The 15,987-nt window shown below is 63.8% G+C and carries 17 protein-coding genes; 10 read left to right on the top strand and 7 right to left on the bottom strand.

Going from position 1 to position 15,987, the window contains the following annotated elements:
* The first annotated feature begins 50 nt into the window (after positions 1–50).
* From FRAAU_RS15350 to FRAAU_RS15320, 7 genes are all read left to right on the top strand, one after another.
* Positions 51–533, top strand: coding sequence for a MarR family winged helix-turn-helix transcriptional regulator (locus FRAAU_RS15350; protein WP_014404436.1), 483 nt, complete (start codon positions 51–53; stop codon positions 531–533).
* Positions 534–581: 48 nt separating this feature from the next.
* A complete protein-coding gene (locus tag FRAAU_RS15345; RefSeq protein ID WP_169314770.1) occupies positions 582–2,684 on the top strand; it encodes an FUSC family protein in 2,103 nt (700 codons plus the stop codon).
* Entirely contained in the window at positions 2,674–2,871 is a 198-nt protein-coding gene (locus tag FRAAU_RS15340) for a DUF1656 domain-containing protein (RefSeq protein WP_014404434.1), read from the top strand. Before FRAAU_RS15345 ends, FRAAU_RS15340 begins: the two co-directional genes overlap by 11 nt.
* 18 nt (positions 2,872–2,889) lie before the next feature.
* Positions 2,890–3,939: an HlyD family secretion protein gene (locus tag FRAAU_RS15335; protein WP_014404433.1), complete on the top strand. Its 1,050-nt coding sequence runs from the start codon at positions 2,890–2,892 to the stop codon at positions 3,937–3,939.
* A 185-nt stretch (positions 3,940–4,124) separates the two neighbouring features.
* Positions 4,125–4,769 (top strand): DUF2076 domain-containing protein, encoded by a 645-nt coding sequence (locus tag FRAAU_RS15330; protein ID WP_014404432.1) that lies wholly within the window; start codon positions 4,125–4,127, stop codon positions 4,767–4,769.
* 170 nt (positions 4,770–4,939) lie between these two features.
* Complete coding sequence (gene ttcA, locus FRAAU_RS15325) at positions 4,940–5,845, top strand: tRNA 2-thiocytidine(32) synthetase TtcA (RefSeq protein ID WP_014404431.1); 906 nt, start codon at positions 4,940–4,942, stop codon at positions 5,843–5,845.
* A gap of 11 nt (positions 5,846–5,856) precedes the next feature.
* Complete coding sequence (locus FRAAU_RS15320; protein WP_014404430.1) at positions 5,857–7,053, top strand: amino acid aminotransferase; 1,197 nt, start codon at positions 5,857–5,859, stop codon at positions 7,051–7,053.
* A gap of 96 nt (positions 7,054–7,149) precedes the next feature.
* Here the strand turns inward: FRAAU_RS15320 and FRAAU_RS15315 are convergent, their stop codons facing one another.
* The gene (locus FRAAU_RS15315) at positions 7,150–7,959 is read right to left on the bottom strand and encodes a DUF481 domain-containing protein (RefSeq protein ID WP_041270632.1); all 810 of its coding nucleotides are present in this window, start codon (positions 7,957–7,959) and stop codon (positions 7,150–7,152) included.
* A 490-nt stretch (positions 7,960–8,449) separates the two neighbouring features.
* On the opposite strand from FRAAU_RS15315, the gene FRAAU_RS15310 reads away from it, so the two are divergent.
* A complete protein-coding gene (locus FRAAU_RS15310; protein ID WP_014404428.1) occupies positions 8,450–9,430 on the top strand; it encodes a helix-turn-helix transcriptional regulator in 981 nt (326 codons plus the stop codon).
* A gap of 66 nt (positions 9,431–9,496) precedes the next feature.
* Complete coding sequence (locus FRAAU_RS15305; protein ID WP_014404427.1) at positions 9,497–10,453, top strand: patatin-like phospholipase family protein; 957 nt, start codon at positions 9,497–9,499, stop codon at positions 10,451–10,453.
* A 24-nt stretch (positions 10,454–10,477) separates the two neighbouring features.
* Here FRAAU_RS15305 and FRAAU_RS15300 read toward each other — a convergent pair whose 3' ends face one another.
* The 4 genes from FRAAU_RS15300 to rsmG all read right to left on the bottom strand — a co-directional run bounded on the left by FRAAU_RS15300 (position 10,478) and on the right by rsmG (position 13,660).
* The gene (locus FRAAU_RS15300) at positions 10,478–11,194 is read right to left on the bottom strand and encodes a glycosyltransferase family 2 protein (RefSeq protein ID WP_014404426.1); all 717 of its coding nucleotides are present in this window, start codon (positions 11,192–11,194) and stop codon (positions 10,478–10,480) included.
* 96 nt (positions 11,195–11,290) lie between these two features.
* Positions 11,291–12,166, bottom strand: coding sequence for a ParB/RepB/Spo0J family partition protein (locus FRAAU_RS15295; protein ID WP_014404425.1), 876 nt, complete (start codon positions 12,164–12,166; stop codon positions 11,291–11,293).
* A gap of 8 nt (positions 12,167–12,174) precedes the next feature.
* Positions 12,175–12,981, bottom strand: coding sequence for a ParA family protein (locus tag FRAAU_RS15290; protein WP_014404424.1), 807 nt, complete (start codon positions 12,979–12,981; stop codon positions 12,175–12,177).
* A 34-nt stretch (positions 12,982–13,015) separates the two neighbouring features.
* Positions 13,016–13,660 carry a 16S rRNA (guanine(527)-N(7))-methyltransferase RsmG gene (gene rsmG / locus FRAAU_RS15285; protein ID WP_014404423.1) on the bottom strand — a complete coding sequence of 215 codons (645 nt, stop codon included), beginning with the start codon at positions 13,658–13,660 and terminating at the stop codon, positions 13,016–13,018.
* Between the two features lie 170 nt (positions 13,661–13,830).
* On the opposite strand from rsmG, the gene FRAAU_RS15280 reads away from it, so the two are divergent.
* Positions 13,831–14,388: a gluconokinase gene (locus FRAAU_RS15280; protein ID WP_014404422.1), complete on the top strand. Its 558-nt coding sequence runs from the start codon at positions 13,831–13,833 to the stop codon at positions 14,386–14,388.
* A gap of 103 nt (positions 14,389–14,491) precedes the next feature.
* Here FRAAU_RS15280 and FRAAU_RS15275 read toward each other — a convergent pair whose 3' ends face one another.
* On the bottom strand, positions 14,492–15,184 hold the full coding sequence (locus tag FRAAU_RS15275; protein WP_014404421.1) for a YecA/YgfB family protein: 693 nt from the start codon (positions 15,182–15,184) through the stop codon (positions 14,492–14,494).
* Positions 15,185–15,191: 7 nt separating this feature from the next.
* Positions 15,192–15,959 (bottom strand): exodeoxyribonuclease III, encoded by a 768-nt coding sequence (gene xth, locus FRAAU_RS15270; protein WP_014404420.1) that lies wholly within the window; start codon positions 15,957–15,959, stop codon positions 15,192–15,194.
* Positions 15,960–15,987: the final 28 nt, after the last annotated feature.

The following is a 15,987-nucleotide window of genomic DNA, read 5'->3' as shown; positions in this document are numbered from 1 at the left end:
ATTGCTCGATCTGATCGGCGATTCCGCCGTCGGCTGATATCCGGAGTCTCATGAATCTGCAGTCTGTCGAGCAGCGCCTTGCACTTACGGAGGCGCGCTTCCCGGCGTTTCCGCGTGAGCGCGCCTCGGTGGTGCGGCTGACCCGGGTATTGCACAAGTCGCTGCATGATGGCGCCAACGCCATCTTGCGCGACTTCGGGCTGACCAATCCCGAATACAACATTCTGGCCATGATGTTCGGCACCCCGGACTACGCGATGTTTCCTTCGGAACTGGGCGATGCCATCGGCGAGAAATCGGCCAATATCACTCGGCTGGCCAACGGTCTGGTCGGCAAGGGCCTGATCGAGCGCGAAGTCGACGCTCATGACCGGCGCAAGGTGCTGCTGCATCTGACCGAGCATGGCAAGCGCTCGATACGGGAGATCCTGCCCAAGGTCTGCGTGCTGCTGGATCGTTTCACGGAAACGCTGGATGCGGCCGAGATCAGGCAGTTCGAGCATCTGCTCAAAAAACTTCTGGCCGGCTTCTAGGGCCGTCCCGCAGCTATGTCCAGCGTTCAGCGCCAACGAAGTGCATGGTTGCCCAAACTGAAGATCTCTCTGCCCGGAGACCTTCAGGCCTGGTTGTTCGTATTCAAGTTTCTGCTGGCCATGTATGTCGCCGGCTGGATCGCGCTGCGCCTGAGCCTCACCCAGCCGCTGACCACGATGATGACGGTGGTCATCGTCATGCACCCCAACAGCGGCATGGTGCTGGCGAAAAGTTTTTATCGTGCGATCGGCACCGTCACCGGCAGTCTGGTGATGCTGGGGCTGATGGCGCTGTTCCCGCAGGAGCCCGTGCTGCTGCTGCTGAGCCTGTGCGTCTGGGTGGGGCTATGTTCGGGCGGAGCGATCTTTTTCCGTGGTTTCGCCGCCTATGCTTTTGTGCTTTCGGGCTATACCGCCGTGATCGTGATGCTGCCGGTGGTGCATGATCCTTCCGCGGTCTTCAACTCGGCCGTGATGCGGGTCAGCGAGGTGCTGCTGGGAATTCTGGTGTCGGCGGTGATCAGTGACGGCCTGATGCCGCAGCGGGTGTTCGATGCGCTGCGGCGCAGTTTTGCCGAGCAGTACGCCCATTTCATCGATTTCATGCGCGGCACCACCATTGGCACCATGCCGCGTGAGGAGATGGCGAAAGAGTATCTGCGATTCACTCGCGAGGCTGTGGCGCTGGAGGATATGCGCAGCACGGTGGTGTTCGAGAACGCCGAGGCGCATGCCCGCAGTTCGCGGTTGCGTTTTTTCAACCAGTTGTTTATGGAAACCACCACCAGTTTCCAGGCAGCCCATCATTTTATCGACGGTCTGCTGCGGGCCGGGCACCAGTCCACGGCGCAGGCGCTGATCGAGCTGTATCACCCGATCGGCGAAGCCCTGGACGTGTCCGGTGCCGGGCGTTATGACAGCGAGGTGCTGCGGCCACGGTTGGATGATTGCCTGGCTGAATGGGACAAGCTGGCCTCAAGGCTGCGCGGAGAGCTGGTGGAACAGGAGGCCAGGATCGAGTTCGATACCGGCTCGGCGATGCTGCAACGGATGGCCGTCGAGCTGCGACAGATGGTGAGGGTGCGTGGCGAGCTGGCGGGGCGGCGTCTGCAGGGCGGCGTGGAGCGGGCGAAGTTCTATCGCAGCAGCGATATGGCGGTGGCCGGGGTCACGGCTTTGCGGACCTTTCTGACGATGGGAGCGCTCAGCATTTTCTGGATCGGCAGCGGCTGGGACTACGCTACTTCGGGCGTCCTGCTGGCCACGGTGTTCAGCGGTCTGCTGGCGGCCGTACCGCGGCCGGAAAATGCCGTGGCGACCATCGGCAAAGGCGCCTTGCTCGGTACCGCGATGTCCTTCGTGGTCAGTTTCTGGGCCTTGCCTCGGGTAGATGGATTTCTGTTGCTGATGGTGGCGACCCTGCCGATGTTCGTGGTGCTTGGCGCCTTGTTGTCCCGGCCCAAGACCACGCTTCTGGGATTCGGCATGGGGGTGGGCGGCATTGCGGTGATCAACGGCGTCAATGTCCTGGGCTATCAGCCGGTGGTCTTTCTGGACAGTGCGCTGGGCCAGCTGATGGGCATTCTGGCGGTATGGGGCATGTTCAACATCATCCCCGGACTCAGCGGCTCGGGCTGGTTGCGGCATCGCCAGATCGTGAAGCTGCGACGCCAGGTGGTGGTAGCGGCCCAGGCGCCGCTGGATGGCCTGCGCAACCGTTTCGAGAGCATCAGCCGTGACCTGCTGCTGCAGATCGTGGCAGGCACGCCGTCGGACTCCCATGTTTCGGCCGAATTGCTGGCTATGTCGCTATCCGTACATGGCGTCGGCCGGGGGCTGATCGAGCTGCGCCGGCACCTGGCGCGCGAGGATGTGTCCGGCCGCTGGCAGCATCTGCTGGGTCCGCTGATCGCCGACTGGGCCCAGCTCTACCAGCAGCCCGACCAAGCCGCCTGGGACCGGGTCAGCGAGGGCCTGGCATCGGCGATTGCCGTATTGCGTGCCGAGCATGACCGCGACCCGGGCGCAGTGCAGCTGCTGCTGGCCGATCTGTATTACCTGCGTGTCGAACTCTATGACGACGAGTCGCTGCTGATTCGTCATGTGGAGTTGTTGCAATCCTTGCCGAATGGTTGGTTCCATGCCACGTGAAATCGAAATAGCAGGCATTCTGGTGCCGGGTCTGCTGCTGGTCCTGATCGGTTGTCTGAGCCTGTTGTGGGGCATGGATCTGTTGATCGGGCGACTGGGCCTGTACCGCTATGTATGGCACCCGTCCTTGTTCCGTCTTGCCGTGTTTGCGTCCCTGTTCGGGGCCTTGGGCCTCATCCTTTTCTAATTCTCCAGTCTCGGTGTCATGAATACCCAGTCCGTACTTCGTTTTGCCACGACACTTCTCATCTTCCTGTTGGCGATACTCGTCGGAGCAGCCCTGTGGAAGCACTACATGTACTCGCCATGGACGCGCGATGGCAGGGTGCGGGCTGAAGTCGTGAAGATTGCGCCTGACGTCGCCGGCCTGGTGACATCGGTGAATGTGGTCGACAATCAGTTCGTGCATCAAGGGGACGTGATGCTGGTGATCGATCAGGCGCGCTACCAGTTGACGCTGAATCAGTTGCGTGCCAATCGGGCGGCAAGCCAGGCCAATGTCGAGGCTGCCGTGGCCAATATCGCGGCGGCCAAAGCGGCGGTCGTGGCCAAGCATGCCGATTACCAGATGTATCGCGAACAGGCCGAGCGGCGCCAGCGGATTCCGCAGGGTACGGTGATCTCGGTCGAAGCGCGCAGCAATGCGGTGGCCATCGCCCGTGCCGCCGAAGCCAGCTGGCATCAGGCGGAGGCTTCACTGGGTCAGGCCGAGGCGGCCCACGAGCAGGCCCTTGCCGCTGAAACCCAGGCTGAGGCGGCGGTGGCGACGGCCGAGCTGAATCTGCGTCGCACCGAAGTCCATGCGCCGGTGGACGGCTATGCCACCAACGTGACGGTCCGGGTCGGCGACTACGCCAGCGCCGGAACCCAGCAGATGGCCTTGATCGACAGTCACAGCTTCTATCTGTACGGTTATTTCGAGGAAACCAAGTTGCCGCGGCTGCGGGTGGGCGATCCGGTGGATATCCGCCTGATGGCTGGCGGCATTCATCTCAAGGGCAAGATCATCGGTGTGGCGCGCGGCATCACTGATCGCGACAATCCCACCGGCAGCAACCAGCTGGCCAACGTCAATCCCACGTTCAACTGGGTCCGGCTGGCGCAGCGCGTGCCGGTGCGGATTTCCATCGACCCCAGCCAGATGCCGAAAGGCATGGTGCTGTCGGCGGGCATGACGGCGACCGTGGTGGTCCATCCCCTGCGGGGCGCGCATGAGGAAACGGCGCCGGCCGTCACCGCCAGCGCCGCGCATTGAGGCCGCTCGGGCGGCAGGCGGCGACGCTTGCCCGTCACCCGCGCCACCCGGCCTTACGCCGGCTGAACCGAAGTGATCAATGCGTCAACGCAGCCCTTTAATCGATACACCGTCGGGCCCAGATTGTGAGCGAGGGCACTGTTGCGTCAGTGCCGCATGACCATGCACGCGAGGTTGAAAGGCTGATGATTCCCCAAGAGCAACAATTGCTGGAAGACTTTCTGAACCGGCTGGCGGCGACGCCGGCCACGGCCCGGGACCCGCAGGCCTCCGCCTTGATCCAGCAACGGCTGGCAAGCCTGCCCGATCCGGGCTACCTGCTGGTGCAGCGGGCGATTCTGCTGGAGCAGGCCTTGAAGGCCGCTCAGGCCCAGCTCAGCCAGTTGCAGGCGGCCCAAGGCCAGAATCCGGCCTCTGCCAGCTTTCTGGGCGGCGCCGGTTATGGTGCGGGGTCCGTACCGCCGCCTCCGCCGGGCATGAACCAGCAGGCGGCCCCGAGCTGGCGCGACCGCTTTTTCGGTGGCGGCAATGCCGCTCCGCCTCCTCCGCCGGCCCCGCAGGCGGCACAGCCCAGTTTCCTGGGCAGTGCCGCCCGTACCGCGGCAGGTGTTGCCGGTGGCATGTTCCTGGCCGAAGGCCTGCAGAGCATGTTCAGTGGTCATCATGACGGCGAGGGCGGCTTCTTCGGCGGCAATGGGGCCCCGGATGTTGTCGAGAACGTGACCAATGTCTATGAGCAAGCCCCGGATCAGGGGTTTCTGGGCAATGATGATGGTGGCTTTGTCGACAACGGCGGCTTTGACGACGGCGATTCCGGCAACTGGTCCTGAGTCATGGCAGTCGTCCCGGACCGGCCTGACGGCCGGAGCCGGGACGGTGTCAGATCGGTGAGCGGCGGCGGTGTCGCTCGGGCTCCCCTGACGTGGCCGTTTTTCCCGGTCGGTGGTGCGGGTTAGCGGTTACAATGACGGCCCGATCCGAGCGAAACGCAGTGCCATCGATGTCCGGTTCCACCGAAAAATCCCGCAAACAGGTCTATGAGGCCGGCAAGCTGGCCAAGCGCCTGCGCCATCAGGTGGGGCGTGCCATCGCCGACTTCCGCATGATCGAGGACGGTGACCGGGTGATGGTCTGTCTGTCCGGCGGCAAGGATTCCTATACCCTGCTGGACATGCTGCTGTCGCTGCAGCGCAAGGCTCCGGTTCGCTTCGAGCTGGTTGCCGTCAATCTGGACCAGAAGCAGCCGGGTTTTCCCGCCGAGGTCCTGCCGGAGTACCTGGCCTCCCGCGAGATACCCTTCAAGATCATCGAGCAGGATACCTACAGCACGGTCAGCCGCCTGATCCCGCAAGGCAAGACCATGTGCAGCCTGTGTTCGCGCATGCGCCGTGGTGCCTTGTATGCCTGGGCGGCGCAGAACGGCATCACCAAGATCGCACTGGGTCATCATCGCGATGACATTCTGGCCACGTTCTTTCTGAACATGTTCTTCCAGGCCAGCCTGAAGGCGATGCCGCCCAAGCTGCAATCGGATGACGGCCGCCATATCGTGATCCGGCCGCTGGCCTACTGTCGCGAGGACGAGATCGCGCAGTATGCCGACCAGCGCCAGTTCCCGATCATTCCCTGCAATCTGTGCGGCTCGCAGGAGCATTTGCAGCGCAAGACAGTACGGCGCATGCTCGACGAGTGGGAGCGTGAGTTTCCCGGTCGCAGCGACATGATTTTCCGCGCGCTGGGCAATGTGGCGCCTTCGCAGCTGGCTGACCGCGATCTTTTCGACTTCGCCTCGCTGGGCGCGCGCGATGGTGCGGCCGCGGCTGATGCGCATGCCTGGTTGGCGGGGAGCGAAGCCGTTGCCGAGGCACCCTCCGAACCCATCCCTGTTTCCACCACCATAGACTGAGAACCCTTCCTGTGTCCCTTTTCCGATCCGTTGAAATGGCCCCCGGTGATCCGATCCTGGGTCTGACCGAAGCTTATGTCGCCGATACTCGTGCCGAGAAGGTCAATCTGGGCGTGGGCATCTATTACGACGAGCAGGGCAGGATTCCGCTGCTTGATACGGTCCGCGAAGTCGAGCAGTCGCTGGCCGCCAAGGGCCTGCCGCGCGGCTATATCCCGATAGACGGTCTGCCGGCCTATACCAAGGCCACCCAGCGCCTGCTGTTCGGTGCCGATTCGAGCTTGCTGGAAGCCGGCCGGGTCGCCACTTCCCAGACCATCGGCGGCAGCGGTGCGTTGCGCGTGGGTGCCGATCTGCTGAAGCGGGTGCTGCCCAAGGCGAAGATCGCGATCAGCAATCCCAGTTGGGAAAACCATCGCGTGGTATTTGCCAGCGCCGGTTTCGAGGTCGAGGACTATCGTTATTACGACCCGGCGACTCATGGCCTGGATTTCGCTGGTCTGCTGGAAGATCTGGGCAAGCTGGAAAGCGGCACCGTGGTGCTGCTGCATGCCTGCTGCCACAATCCCACCGGCGTCGATCTGGACACCGCACAGTGGAAGCAGGTGGTGGAACTGGTCAAGGAGCGGCAGCTGCTGCCCTTTATCGACATCGCCTACCAAGGCTTTGACCAGGGCACCGATGCCGATGCGCAGGCGATCCGTCTGTTTGCCGATTCGGGCATCGAGGCCTTTGTGGTCGCCAGCTCGTACTCGAAGTCGTTCTCGCTGTACGGCGAGCGCGTCGGTGCACTGTCTGTCGTCGGTGCTTCGAAGGAAGAAGCCGTGCGGGTACAGTCGATGGTCAAGCGGGTCATTCGCGCGAACTATTCCAGCCCCTCCACGCATGGCGGTTCGCTGGTTGCCGGGGTGCTGGGCAGTGATGAGCTGCGTGGGCGCTGGGAAGCCGAGCTGGGTGCGATGCGGACCCGTATTCATGCCCTGCGTGACGGTCTGGTCGAACGTCTGGCCGCCCACGGTCGTGAATTCGGCTTTATCCGCGAGCAGGCCGGCATGTTCTCCTACTCCGGTCTGAGCAAGGCCCAGGTGGACCGCCTGCGTGAGGAATACGCGATCTATGCGATCGGTACCGGCCGTATCTGCGTGGCGGCGCTGAACCAGAACAACCTGGATCGTGTCGCCGCGGCGGTGGCTGCGGTCACGGCCTGATCGGGCGAGGCGGCTTCACAAGCAAAAGGCCGGGACGCGAAAGCGTTCCGGCCTTTTGCTGTCCGGCGGCGCCGATGCCCGGCGTCGCGCAGTCGATCAAAAGAAGCTGTAGACCAGATTGGTAGTGAACAGGCGATCGGTATGCACGGTTTCGCCGCTGACGATATCGCTGTTGTAGCGCAGCTGGTAGGTCGCCTTCAGCGAGAACTTCTTGGTCAGTGCGACGGTAACGCCGAAATCGTTCTGGTAGTACTGGTTGAGATTGCCTGCTTCGACCAGCAGCGCTTCGTCCAGCGAGGCGTTCTTGCTGAAATGGTACTTGTAGTTGACCAGCAGGCGGGCAATCGCCTGGTTGCGGGGCGCCATGGTGCTGGTGACGCGGCTGTCGCTGTTGGTGGTCAGGGTCTGCGCATAGCGCTGGAAACCGGGACCGCCTTCGAAGGACAGCTCGTTGCGATCATTCTTGATCGCCACATAGCCGTAGCCGATGGCATAGGAAGCCTGCCACAGGTTCGCGCCAAAGTCGTCGTGCACGTAGCGCAAGGTATTGACCAGATAGCTGCGGGCATCGAACTTGTAGCCGATCGAGGTGCCGCCTTCGTAGCGGTTGGCGCTGGCGACGTTGTCGCTGCTGCTGCGCAGGGCCGTCAGGTAGCCCTGGTCACGCCAGTACTCATCTTCATACTTGATGTTGAGCTTGGCATTGCCGTTCTGGGAACGACTGTTGCCCGAAGAGTCGGCATAGCCGAGCTGACCGCTGCCCGACCAGTTGCTGGTCTTGGCCGGAGTGGTGGCAGCGGCGGCGGGTGCCGCGGTGGTGGCATCAGCGGCATCGTCGGCCTGGGCCTGGGCGGCGAAGCCACTCAGGGCCATCAGCAGAAGACTGGCAAACGGCGTCTTTTTCATAAGTCTGAAGATCACAAAGGTTGATGGAAAGAAGTTGGAGGGATGCCTGGACATGGAGCACATTCCCCGGACGGCCCGGCAGCGGATGAGCCGTCGGGAGATCGTGTTTGTTCAAGACAGCTGGTGTACCGTGGGCCATGGACAGGCGTGCCGCGCATGGCGGCAGCGACGACGACAGCGTGGTCGCCGTGACAGGCCGTACCTGGCGAAAGTATTCCCACCGCGTGAAGTCACGCAGTCAAAACTATGCAGTAACAGTAACATAACGTCTGAATCGGCATAAAGTTGCAAGCTGAATGCGATTCGCCGCAGGCTTCAGCTTGTTCCCGGCTCGCCGGAACAGCTGGGAACCGCGCTCACGCCCCCAGTCCCGGATTCGTGGCTGGCGGGTTCGAAGTGATCGGGAGTTCGCGCGGATGACCGGGGCCGGCTTGTCAGGCCCTCGGCCATCAGCGCATGCTCGTCCTTCCATGCTGTCGACCTGGGATCTATGGATCGTTACGCGCGAGTACTGACCCTGCATCGGGCCCTCAAGGCGGCCCGATATCCGGTGCCCATGGCCAGTTTGCTGGAGGACCTGGGGTGCTCACGGGCCACCTTGTATCGGGATATCGCCTTTCTGCGCGATGCTCTGGGTGCGCCGGTGGAGAACAGCGGTGGCGAGATGGCTGCTTTCAGTTATGCCGAAACCGAGGGCGAGCGTTTCGAGCTTCCCGGCCTGTGGATGAATTCCGATGAGCTGGCGGCTCTGCTGGCACTGAATGCCTTGATGGATCGGGCCGGGCCCGGTGTGCTGGCCGGTGCGCTTGCGCCTTTGCGCCATCGCATCGAGCAATTGCTGTCGGATCGAAGCAGTGGTCGTGCCTTGCCGATCGAGCGGATCCGGGTGATTCCGTGGGGAGAGCGACGCCTGGACCAGGTGGTGTTCCGGCAGGTGGCCGGCGCGGTATTGAGCCGCCAGCAGTTGCGTTTCGGCTATCGGGCCCGGACCACCAATGCGCCGACCCGGCGCCGGGTTTCGCCACAGCGCCTGACCCATTACCGGGATAACTGGTATCTCGATGCCTGGGATCATGATCGCGAGTCCCTGCGCAGTTTTGCGGTGGACCGGATCGATGATCCGCTGGTGGCGGAAACCACGGCAAGGGATGTGGCCGAGGTCGAGCTCAATGAATGGCTGGCGTCCAGCTACGGCATTTTCGCCGGCAAGCCCAAGGCCTGGGCCACCATCCGTTTTTCCGAGCATGCCGCCCGCTGGGTTGCTGACGAGCACTGGCATTCGCAGCAGAAGGGGCAATGGCTGGCGGATGGCCGCTATGAACTGCAGTTGCCGTATTCCAATGCTCGCGAGTTGATGATGGATGTGCTCAAGTTCGGTCCGGATGCCGAAATCGTGGCACCGCTGTCACTGCGCGAGGAAGTGAAGATCCAGCTGCAGTTGGCGCTGAGCGGTTATCGGGGTGAAAGTTGAGCTTGCTAGGCTGGGTGATCAACAGCCGTCGCCGACGGCAGGGCAATCCAGGCAGGCGGAGACATCATGGCGGATGACGGAAGGCAATCGACGGTGGCCGGTGCAGACGAGGAGCAGGCTGCCCGACGCAAGCCCAGGGTGGCGCTGGCGTTGGGGGCGGGTGGCGCCAAGGGACTGGCCCATATCGGTGCCATCGAGGAGATCCTCGCCCAAGGCCTGGATATCGTGGCGATCGCCGGTACTTCGATGGGGGCGCTGATCGGCGGCATCCATGCCACCGGCAAGATGGATGTCTATCGTGACTGGGTCACGACCCTTGCCAGGATGGATGTGCTGAAGCTGGTGGACTGGAGCTTTACCGGCGGCGGTCTGATCAAGGGTGACAAGATCATCGGCGTGATGCGCGAACTGATCGGTGACGTCAATATCGAGAATCTGCCCTTGCCTTATACCGCAGTGGCAGTGGATCTGGAGCGCGAGCGCGAAGCCTGGCTGGTCAAAGGCAGTCTGTTCGATGCGATCCGGGCCTCGATCGCGATTCCTTCCCTGATGCGACCCTATCGTCTGGACGGGCGGGTATTGGTCGATGGCGCCTTGCTCAATCCGGTGCCGGTGACGCCGTTGATCCGGGAGCCGGCCGATTTTCTGATCGCGGTCAGCATCGATGGTCCGGTGGACAACGCCTTGCATGCACCCGCGGTGGAAACCGTGCCTGACAGCAATACTCGTCCCAGCCTCGGGGATTATCTGTCCCGTTTCAATCCGCTGGCCGGTAGCGAGGCCAAACCGCGCGAGCCGGGCATGCTGGAGCTGCTCAGCCAGTCGCTGGACCTGATGCAGGCCAATCTGGCACGGGTGCGGCTGGTGGCCTATCCGCCGGATCTGCTGATCGAGCTGCCCCGCAACATCTCCAGTGTCTACGAGTTCTACCGGGCTCAGGAGCTGATCGAACTGGGCAGGCTCAAGGCTCGCGAAGCGCTGGCCAGCTGGTTGCCGGCGGCGTTGGTCCAGCGCGGCTATTGAGCCGGATCATGGCGGCGGGCGGGCTTATTCTTCCTCGACTGCGGTGACTTTGCCCCGGCGCATCAGCCAGGCGACGCCGCGCAGGTCGGCCAGACCCACCCACAACCGGTCCAGCATGCCGTACTTGGAATGACCGGCAGTGCGCGGGCGATGGTTGACCGGTACGCTCATGCTGGCAAAGCCGGCGCGCTTGACCAGGGCCGGCAGGTAGCGGTGCATATGGTCGAAATACGGCAGGCGCAGAAACACTTCGCGATCAAACAGCTTCAGACCGCAGCCGGTATCAGGGGTGTCATCCTGCAGCATGCGCGAGCGCACCGCATTGGCGATCTTGGAGGAAATCCGCTTGTTGAAGCTGTCCCGGCGGGATGTGCGCCAGCCGGCGAACAGACGGATATCCGGCTGGGCGCCGTCACGGGCGGCAAGCAGTCGCGGAATGTCGGCGGGATCATTCTGGCCATCGCCGTCCAGGGTCGCGATCCACTGGCCGCGGGCATGGCGCACGCCGTTCCAGACGGCCGTGCTCTGGCCGCTGCGACTGACATGATGCAGGATCCGCAGCTCGGGGTGGCTGGATTTCAACCGGCTCAGGACAGCGAGGCTGTCGTCATCGGAATGGTCATCGATGTAAATCACCTCGAAATCGATGCTGCCACGCAGGGCGGCGGTGATTTCACCGAGCAGGGGGGCGATGTTGTCGCGCTCATTGAAGACCGGGACGACCACGGAAAGTTGCGGCATGACTGGCAAATCCACATAAACAGCCACGTATTATCGTCTATGCCGGCCTTCGCTGCGAGCCGGCACTTGCCGGCCGTCGGGAAGCGGCCCCCGCGGTTACTTGAATTTGCCCAGAATGCCGTCCAGTTCGTCATGGCTGTGGTAGTGGATGACCAGCTTGCCACGCCCCCCGCGGCCCTGGGCCAGTTCGACCCGGGTGGCGAAGCGCTCGGCCAGCTGCTTTTCAAGGTCGGCTACATTGGGGTCCCGGGCCGTCTCGGGCTTGCTCTTGCCGGTCGCAGGGCTCTGCCGGCGGCGGGCGGCCTGTTCCAGCTCGCGCACGTTCCAGCCGAAGCGCGAGGCTTCCAGAGCCAGGGCCTCGGCGTCAGCGGCGGGCAGGGTCAGCAGGCAGCGGGCATGGCCCATTTCCAGCTTGCGCTGCTCCAGCAGTCGTTTGATCGATGCTGGCAATTCGGTCAGTCGCAGCAAGTTCGAGACGCTGGCGCGGGAACGGCCGACGGCATCGGCGGCCTGCTGGTGGGTCAGCTTGAAGTCGTTGATCAGCCTTTTCAGCGCATCGGCCTCTTCCAGCGGGGTCAGATCCTCACGCTGGATGTTCTCGATCAAGGCCATCGCCGGCACGGCGGCTTCTTCCACATCCCTGACCAGGGCCGGGATCTGGCTGAGCGAGGCACGCTGGGCGGCTCGCCAGCGACGCTCGCCGGCGATCAGCTCGTACTGGTCGGCACCGGTCCGGCGCACGACCACCGGCTGGATCAGACCCTGGGCATGGATCGAGGCGGCCAGTTCATCCAGTGCGGCCTCGTCCCAATGCTGTCGTGGCTGGTAGCTGCCGGGCCGGATCTGCTGGATCGGCAGTTGCTGCAGTTCGCCTTCCTTGGCGGGAGGCGATACCGATCCGTTCGCAGTGGCGGCATCACCGCCCAGCAGGGCGTCGAGTCCCCGTCCCAGTCCACGTTTCTTTGCGGCCATGCTTGCTCCTAATGGGCGGCGGCGGTGCTCGCGGCACCGGCATCCTGCTTGCGCTGTCGATCACGGCGGGTCAGCTCGGTGGCCAGGGCCATATAGGCGATGGCCCCGCGTGAGTTGCGATCGTACAGGTGAATCGGCTGGCCATGGCTGGGCGCCTCGGCCAGGCGCACATTGCGCGGAATGATCGAGCGCAGCACCTGATCGCCGAAGTGCTGGGTCAGCTGGGCCGAAACCTCGTTGCCCAGATTGTTGCGCACATCGTACATGGTGCGCAGCAAGCCCTCGATCGCGAGCGCCGGATTCAGGCGCTGACGCACGGCCTTGACGGTATCCAGCAGGCTGGAGAGGCCTTCCAGCGCGAAGTACTCGCATTGCACCGGAATCAGAAGGCTGTCCGCGGCGGTCAGTGCGTTCAGCGTCAGCAGATGCAGGCTGGGCGGGCAGTCGATGATGATGAGCTGATAGCGGTCAGCAACCGCGGCCAGATGTTCCTTCAGCCGGCTTTCGCGGGCCATCGCATCCATCAGCTTCAGCTCGGCGGCGGTGAGGTCGCCATTGCCGGGAAGCAGATCATAGCCGGCTTCGGTCGGGATGATGGCCTCGGCGATGGCGGCTTCATCCAGCAGTACGTCACAGCCGTTGGGCCGGACCTCGCGCTTGTCGATGCCGGAGGCCATGGTGGCATTGCCCTGGGGATCGAAATCGACCAGCAATATCTTGCGGCGCCCGGCGGCCAGCGCTGCAGCCAGATTGACTGCGGTGGTGGTTTTTCCGACGCCGCCCTTCTGATTGGCGACAGCGATGATGCGGGCCATGGATTCGTCGTACCGTTGGCGTAAAGAACCTAGATTAGCACTCCGGGGATGGGCGTCGGGCAATCTCCAGCAGATGTCGTTCACCCTCCACGCCCGGCACTTGCAGGGGGATGCTGCGACGCAACTCGAAGCCGGCCGGCATCGCCTCCAGCTCGTCGTCGGGATGGCGGCCCTTCATGGCCAGCCAGAGGCCGTCGGGTGCCAGCAGATGACCACCCCAGCCCAGCATGTCGGCCAGACTGGCAAAGGCGCGGGCGGTGATGCAGTCGAACTCGCCTTCCACCTGCTCGACGCGCGACTGGATCGCGCGCACGCCCTGCAGGCCCAGACTGCGGATGGCCTCGCGCAGAAAGCGCACCTTCTTTCCGTTGGAGTCGACCAGCACCACCTCGCGGCCGGGGGCGGCAATCGCCAGAATCAGGCCGGGCAGGCCGGGTCCGGTGCCGATGTCGGCCAGTCGCTGGCCGCGGACATGGGGCAGGATGGTCAGCGAATCCAGAATGTGGCGGCTGATCTGTTCCGCCGGATCGCGGATCGCGGTCAGATTGTAGCTGGCGTTCCAGCGCTGCAGCAGGGCCTGATAGGCCAGCAGTTGCTCGATCACGGCATCGTCCAGGGACAGGTTCAGGGCGGTCAGGCCGTGTTCGAGTTGGTGACGCAGGGAAGCGGGTGCGGTCATGGCGGAATCGGATCCGGGCGGCAAGGGCAAGCCTGCCAGTATCCGATGCCAGCTCGCCGGACGCCAGCCCGTCGGCCGACAGGGACGGAAGAGGGGCGACAAGCCGGGTCGGTTCGCGGCACACTGCGGCTGCCGCATCACCCCGATTCCGCCTTGTTCAAGGAGAAGCCATGCAGTCCCAGTCCCCGACGATGTGTCCGCCTGGCGTGCCTCCGGTGGCCGGCGAAGTCACGGTATGGATCGTGATGGGCGTATCCGGCAGTGGCAAGAGCACGGTCGGCCAGGCGTTGGCCGAGGCCCTGACACTGCCATTCTGCGAGGGCGACAGCCTGCATCCGGCGGCCAATATCGCCAAGATGGCGGCCGGTCATCCGCTGACCGATGCGGATCGCTGGCCGTGGCTGGATCTGATTGGCGACTGGATCCGTACTCGGCTGCGGCAGGGCGAAGGCGGGGTGGTCAGCTGCTCGGCCCTGCGCCGGGTCTATCGTGACCGGCTGCGGCAGGCGGGGGCGCGGGTTCGCTTCGTGTATCTGGATATCCCGCGACAGGTGCTGCAGCAGCGATTGCAGGCCCGCCACCATTTCATGCCGGCTTCCCTGCTGGACAGTCAGCTGCAGACCCTGGAGCCGCCGACAGCGGACGAGGCACCGGTGGTGGTGCGCGGCGATCTGGATCTGCTGGCCACGGTCGAGCTGGCCTTGCGGCAGATCCGGGACGGCGCCTGAGCACAGGCCGGCAGATCGCCTCGATCAGAGCCGGCTTCTCACGAAAGGTCGGTGACGGACGGCGGTGCGCAGGTCCTGGCCGGCGCGGCCTGTCTGGCACTCCTCAGTGCACGGACTGGCCGCTGCGGTGTCGGGGCGGGGCATTGGCGGCTTCGGCCTCCGCGTCGGCTCGCTGCAGCGAGGCCTCCAGTTCCTGCTCACTGGCCGGATGATCCTGCCAGTACTGGCCGACTTGTTGCAGCACGCCGGGAATCTGGCCCAGACACTGGTCGTATTCTTCCTCGCTGAGTTTCTCGAAGTCGGCTTCGGCGGTGAGAATGCCTTCATCCACGGCCAGAGCCATCACCGGACCCAGCAACTGCATCAGTTGCGGATCGCCGGCCAGACGCTGCTCCCACAGGCCGGCGCGCAGGTCGATGCCACGGCTGAAACCTTCGCACCAGCCGGCGGCGGAGAGATACAGCTCGCCTTCCTCTGATTCGATCTCGCCAAGAATCGGCTCGTAGGCATCGACTTCCAGTTCGGCGATGATCGAATCGTTGAGCTTGGCCAGAAGGGCCAGAATCCGGTTGCCTTCGTCCTCGTCGCTGAATGGAGCATGCAGGATTTCCGGCAGCCATTCGTCAGGCAGGATCTGCATCGGGCCGATATTGAAGGCCGACAGCAGGCCATGGACGCCGTCCAGCTGCAGGTCGCCCTCGCGGGCATGGCCGCGCAGGTACTGGTCCAGTTCGGCCAGCTCGCCGTCATCCAGTGAGCTCGGCCATTCGGTGGTGTTTTGGGTGGTCAAGTTCAAACGAGCCTCAGACAGAGTATTCCAGAAGAACCGGCGTGTGGTCGGAAGGACGCTCCCAGGTACGCGGTTCACGGTCGATCGTGGCAGCGGTGGCCCCTTGGGCCAAGGCCGCGCTGATCAGGATCAGGTCGATGCGCAGACCCATGTTGCGCCGGAAACCCGCCTGACGGTAGTCCCACCAGCTGAAGTGGCCGCCTTCGGTTTCGAACTGGCGATAGCTGTCGCTCAGGCCCAGGTCAAGGATCGCCTGCAGAGCGGCCCGCTCGGGCGGCGAGCAGAGAATGTCTTCGCCCCAGGCCGCGGCATCGTGGACGTCGCGGTCATCCGGCGCGATATTGAAGTCGCCCATAACGGCCAGCTTCGGGTATTGCGCGGCCTGCTGTTCCAGATAATCGCGGACCCGGGCCAGCCATTCCAGCTTGTAGGCATATTTCTCGTCGCCGACAGCCTTGCCATTGACGACGTACAGATTCACGACCCGCAGATCGCCGATGGTGGCGGCGATGATCCGCCGCTGGGGATCGTCCAGACCGGGGATGTCGGTGACCACGTCGGTCAGTGGTTCGCGGGCCAGCAGGGCCACACCGTTGTAGGTCTTCTGGCCGGCGTAGACCACATGGTAACCGGCTTCACGGATCGCCTCGGCGGGGAACCTGGCGTCCTCCAGCTTGGTTTCCTGCAGCCCGATCACGTTGGGGGCCGCATCGGCCAGCCACTGCAGCAGATGCGGCAGTCTGACATTGAGGGAATTGACGTTCCAGGAGGCGAGTTTCATGCAGGACCAGAGTCTTCGATATTCGCCG

Source organism: Frateuria aurantia DSM 6220 (assembly GCF_000242255.2).
GTDB lineage: Bacteria > Pseudomonadota > Gammaproteobacteria > Xanthomonadales > Rhodanobacteraceae > Frateuria > Frateuria aurantia.
This window is presented reverse-complemented; position numbering and strand designations above follow the sequence as displayed.

Bases quoted from the DNA above. Each gene is read 5' to 3' on its own strand.
- FRAAU_RS15350 (WP_014404436.1), top strand. From the start codon at position 51: ATGAATCTGCAGTCTGTCGAGCAGCGCCTTGCACTTACGGAGGCGCGC.
- FRAAU_RS15340 (WP_014404434.1), top strand. From the start codon at position 2,674: ATGCCACGTGAAATCGAAATAGCAGGCATTCTGGTGCCGGGTCTGCTG.
- FRAAU_RS15335 (WP_014404433.1), top strand. From the start codon at position 2,890: ATGAATACCCAGTCCGTACTTCGTTTTGCCACGACACTTCTCATCTTC.
- FRAAU_RS15330 (WP_014404432.1), top strand. From the start codon at position 4,125: ATGATTCCCCAAGAGCAACAATTGCTGGAAGACTTTCTGAACCGGCTG.
- ttcA (WP_014404431.1), top strand. From the start codon at position 4,940: ATGTCCGGTTCCACCGAAAAATCCCGCAAACAGGTCTATGAGGCCGGC.
- FRAAU_RS15315 (WP_041270632.1), bottom strand. From the start codon at position 7,959: ATGAAAAAGACGCCGTTTGCCAGTCTTCTGCTGATGGCCCTGAGTGGC.
- FRAAU_RS15310 (WP_014404428.1), top strand. From the start codon at position 8,450: ATGGATCGTTACGCGCGAGTACTGACCCTGCATCGGGCCCTCAAGGCG.
- FRAAU_RS15305 (WP_014404427.1), top strand. From the start codon at position 9,497: ATGGCGGATGACGGAAGGCAATCGACGGTGGCCGGTGCAGACGAGGAG.
- FRAAU_RS15300 (WP_014404426.1), bottom strand. From the start codon at position 11,194: ATGCCGCAACTTTCCGTGGTCGTCCCGGTCTTCAATGAGCGCGACAAC.
- FRAAU_RS15295 (WP_014404425.1), bottom strand. From the start codon at position 12,166: ATGGCCGCAAAGAAACGTGGACTGGGACGGGGACTCGACGCCCTGCTG.
- FRAAU_RS15290 (WP_014404424.1), bottom strand. From the start codon at position 12,981: ATGGCCCGCATCATCGCTGTCGCCAATCAGAAGGGCGGCGTCGGAAAA.
- rsmG (WP_014404423.1), bottom strand. From the start codon at position 13,660: ATGACCGCACCCGCTTCCCTGCGTCACCAACTCGAACACGGCCTGACC.
- FRAAU_RS15280 (WP_014404422.1), top strand. From the start codon at position 13,831: ATGCAGTCCCAGTCCCCGACGATGTGTCCGCCTGGCGTGCCTCCGGTG.
- xth (WP_014404420.1), bottom strand. From the start codon at position 15,959: ATGAAACTCGCCTCCTGGAACGTCAATTCCCTCAATGTCAGACTGCCG.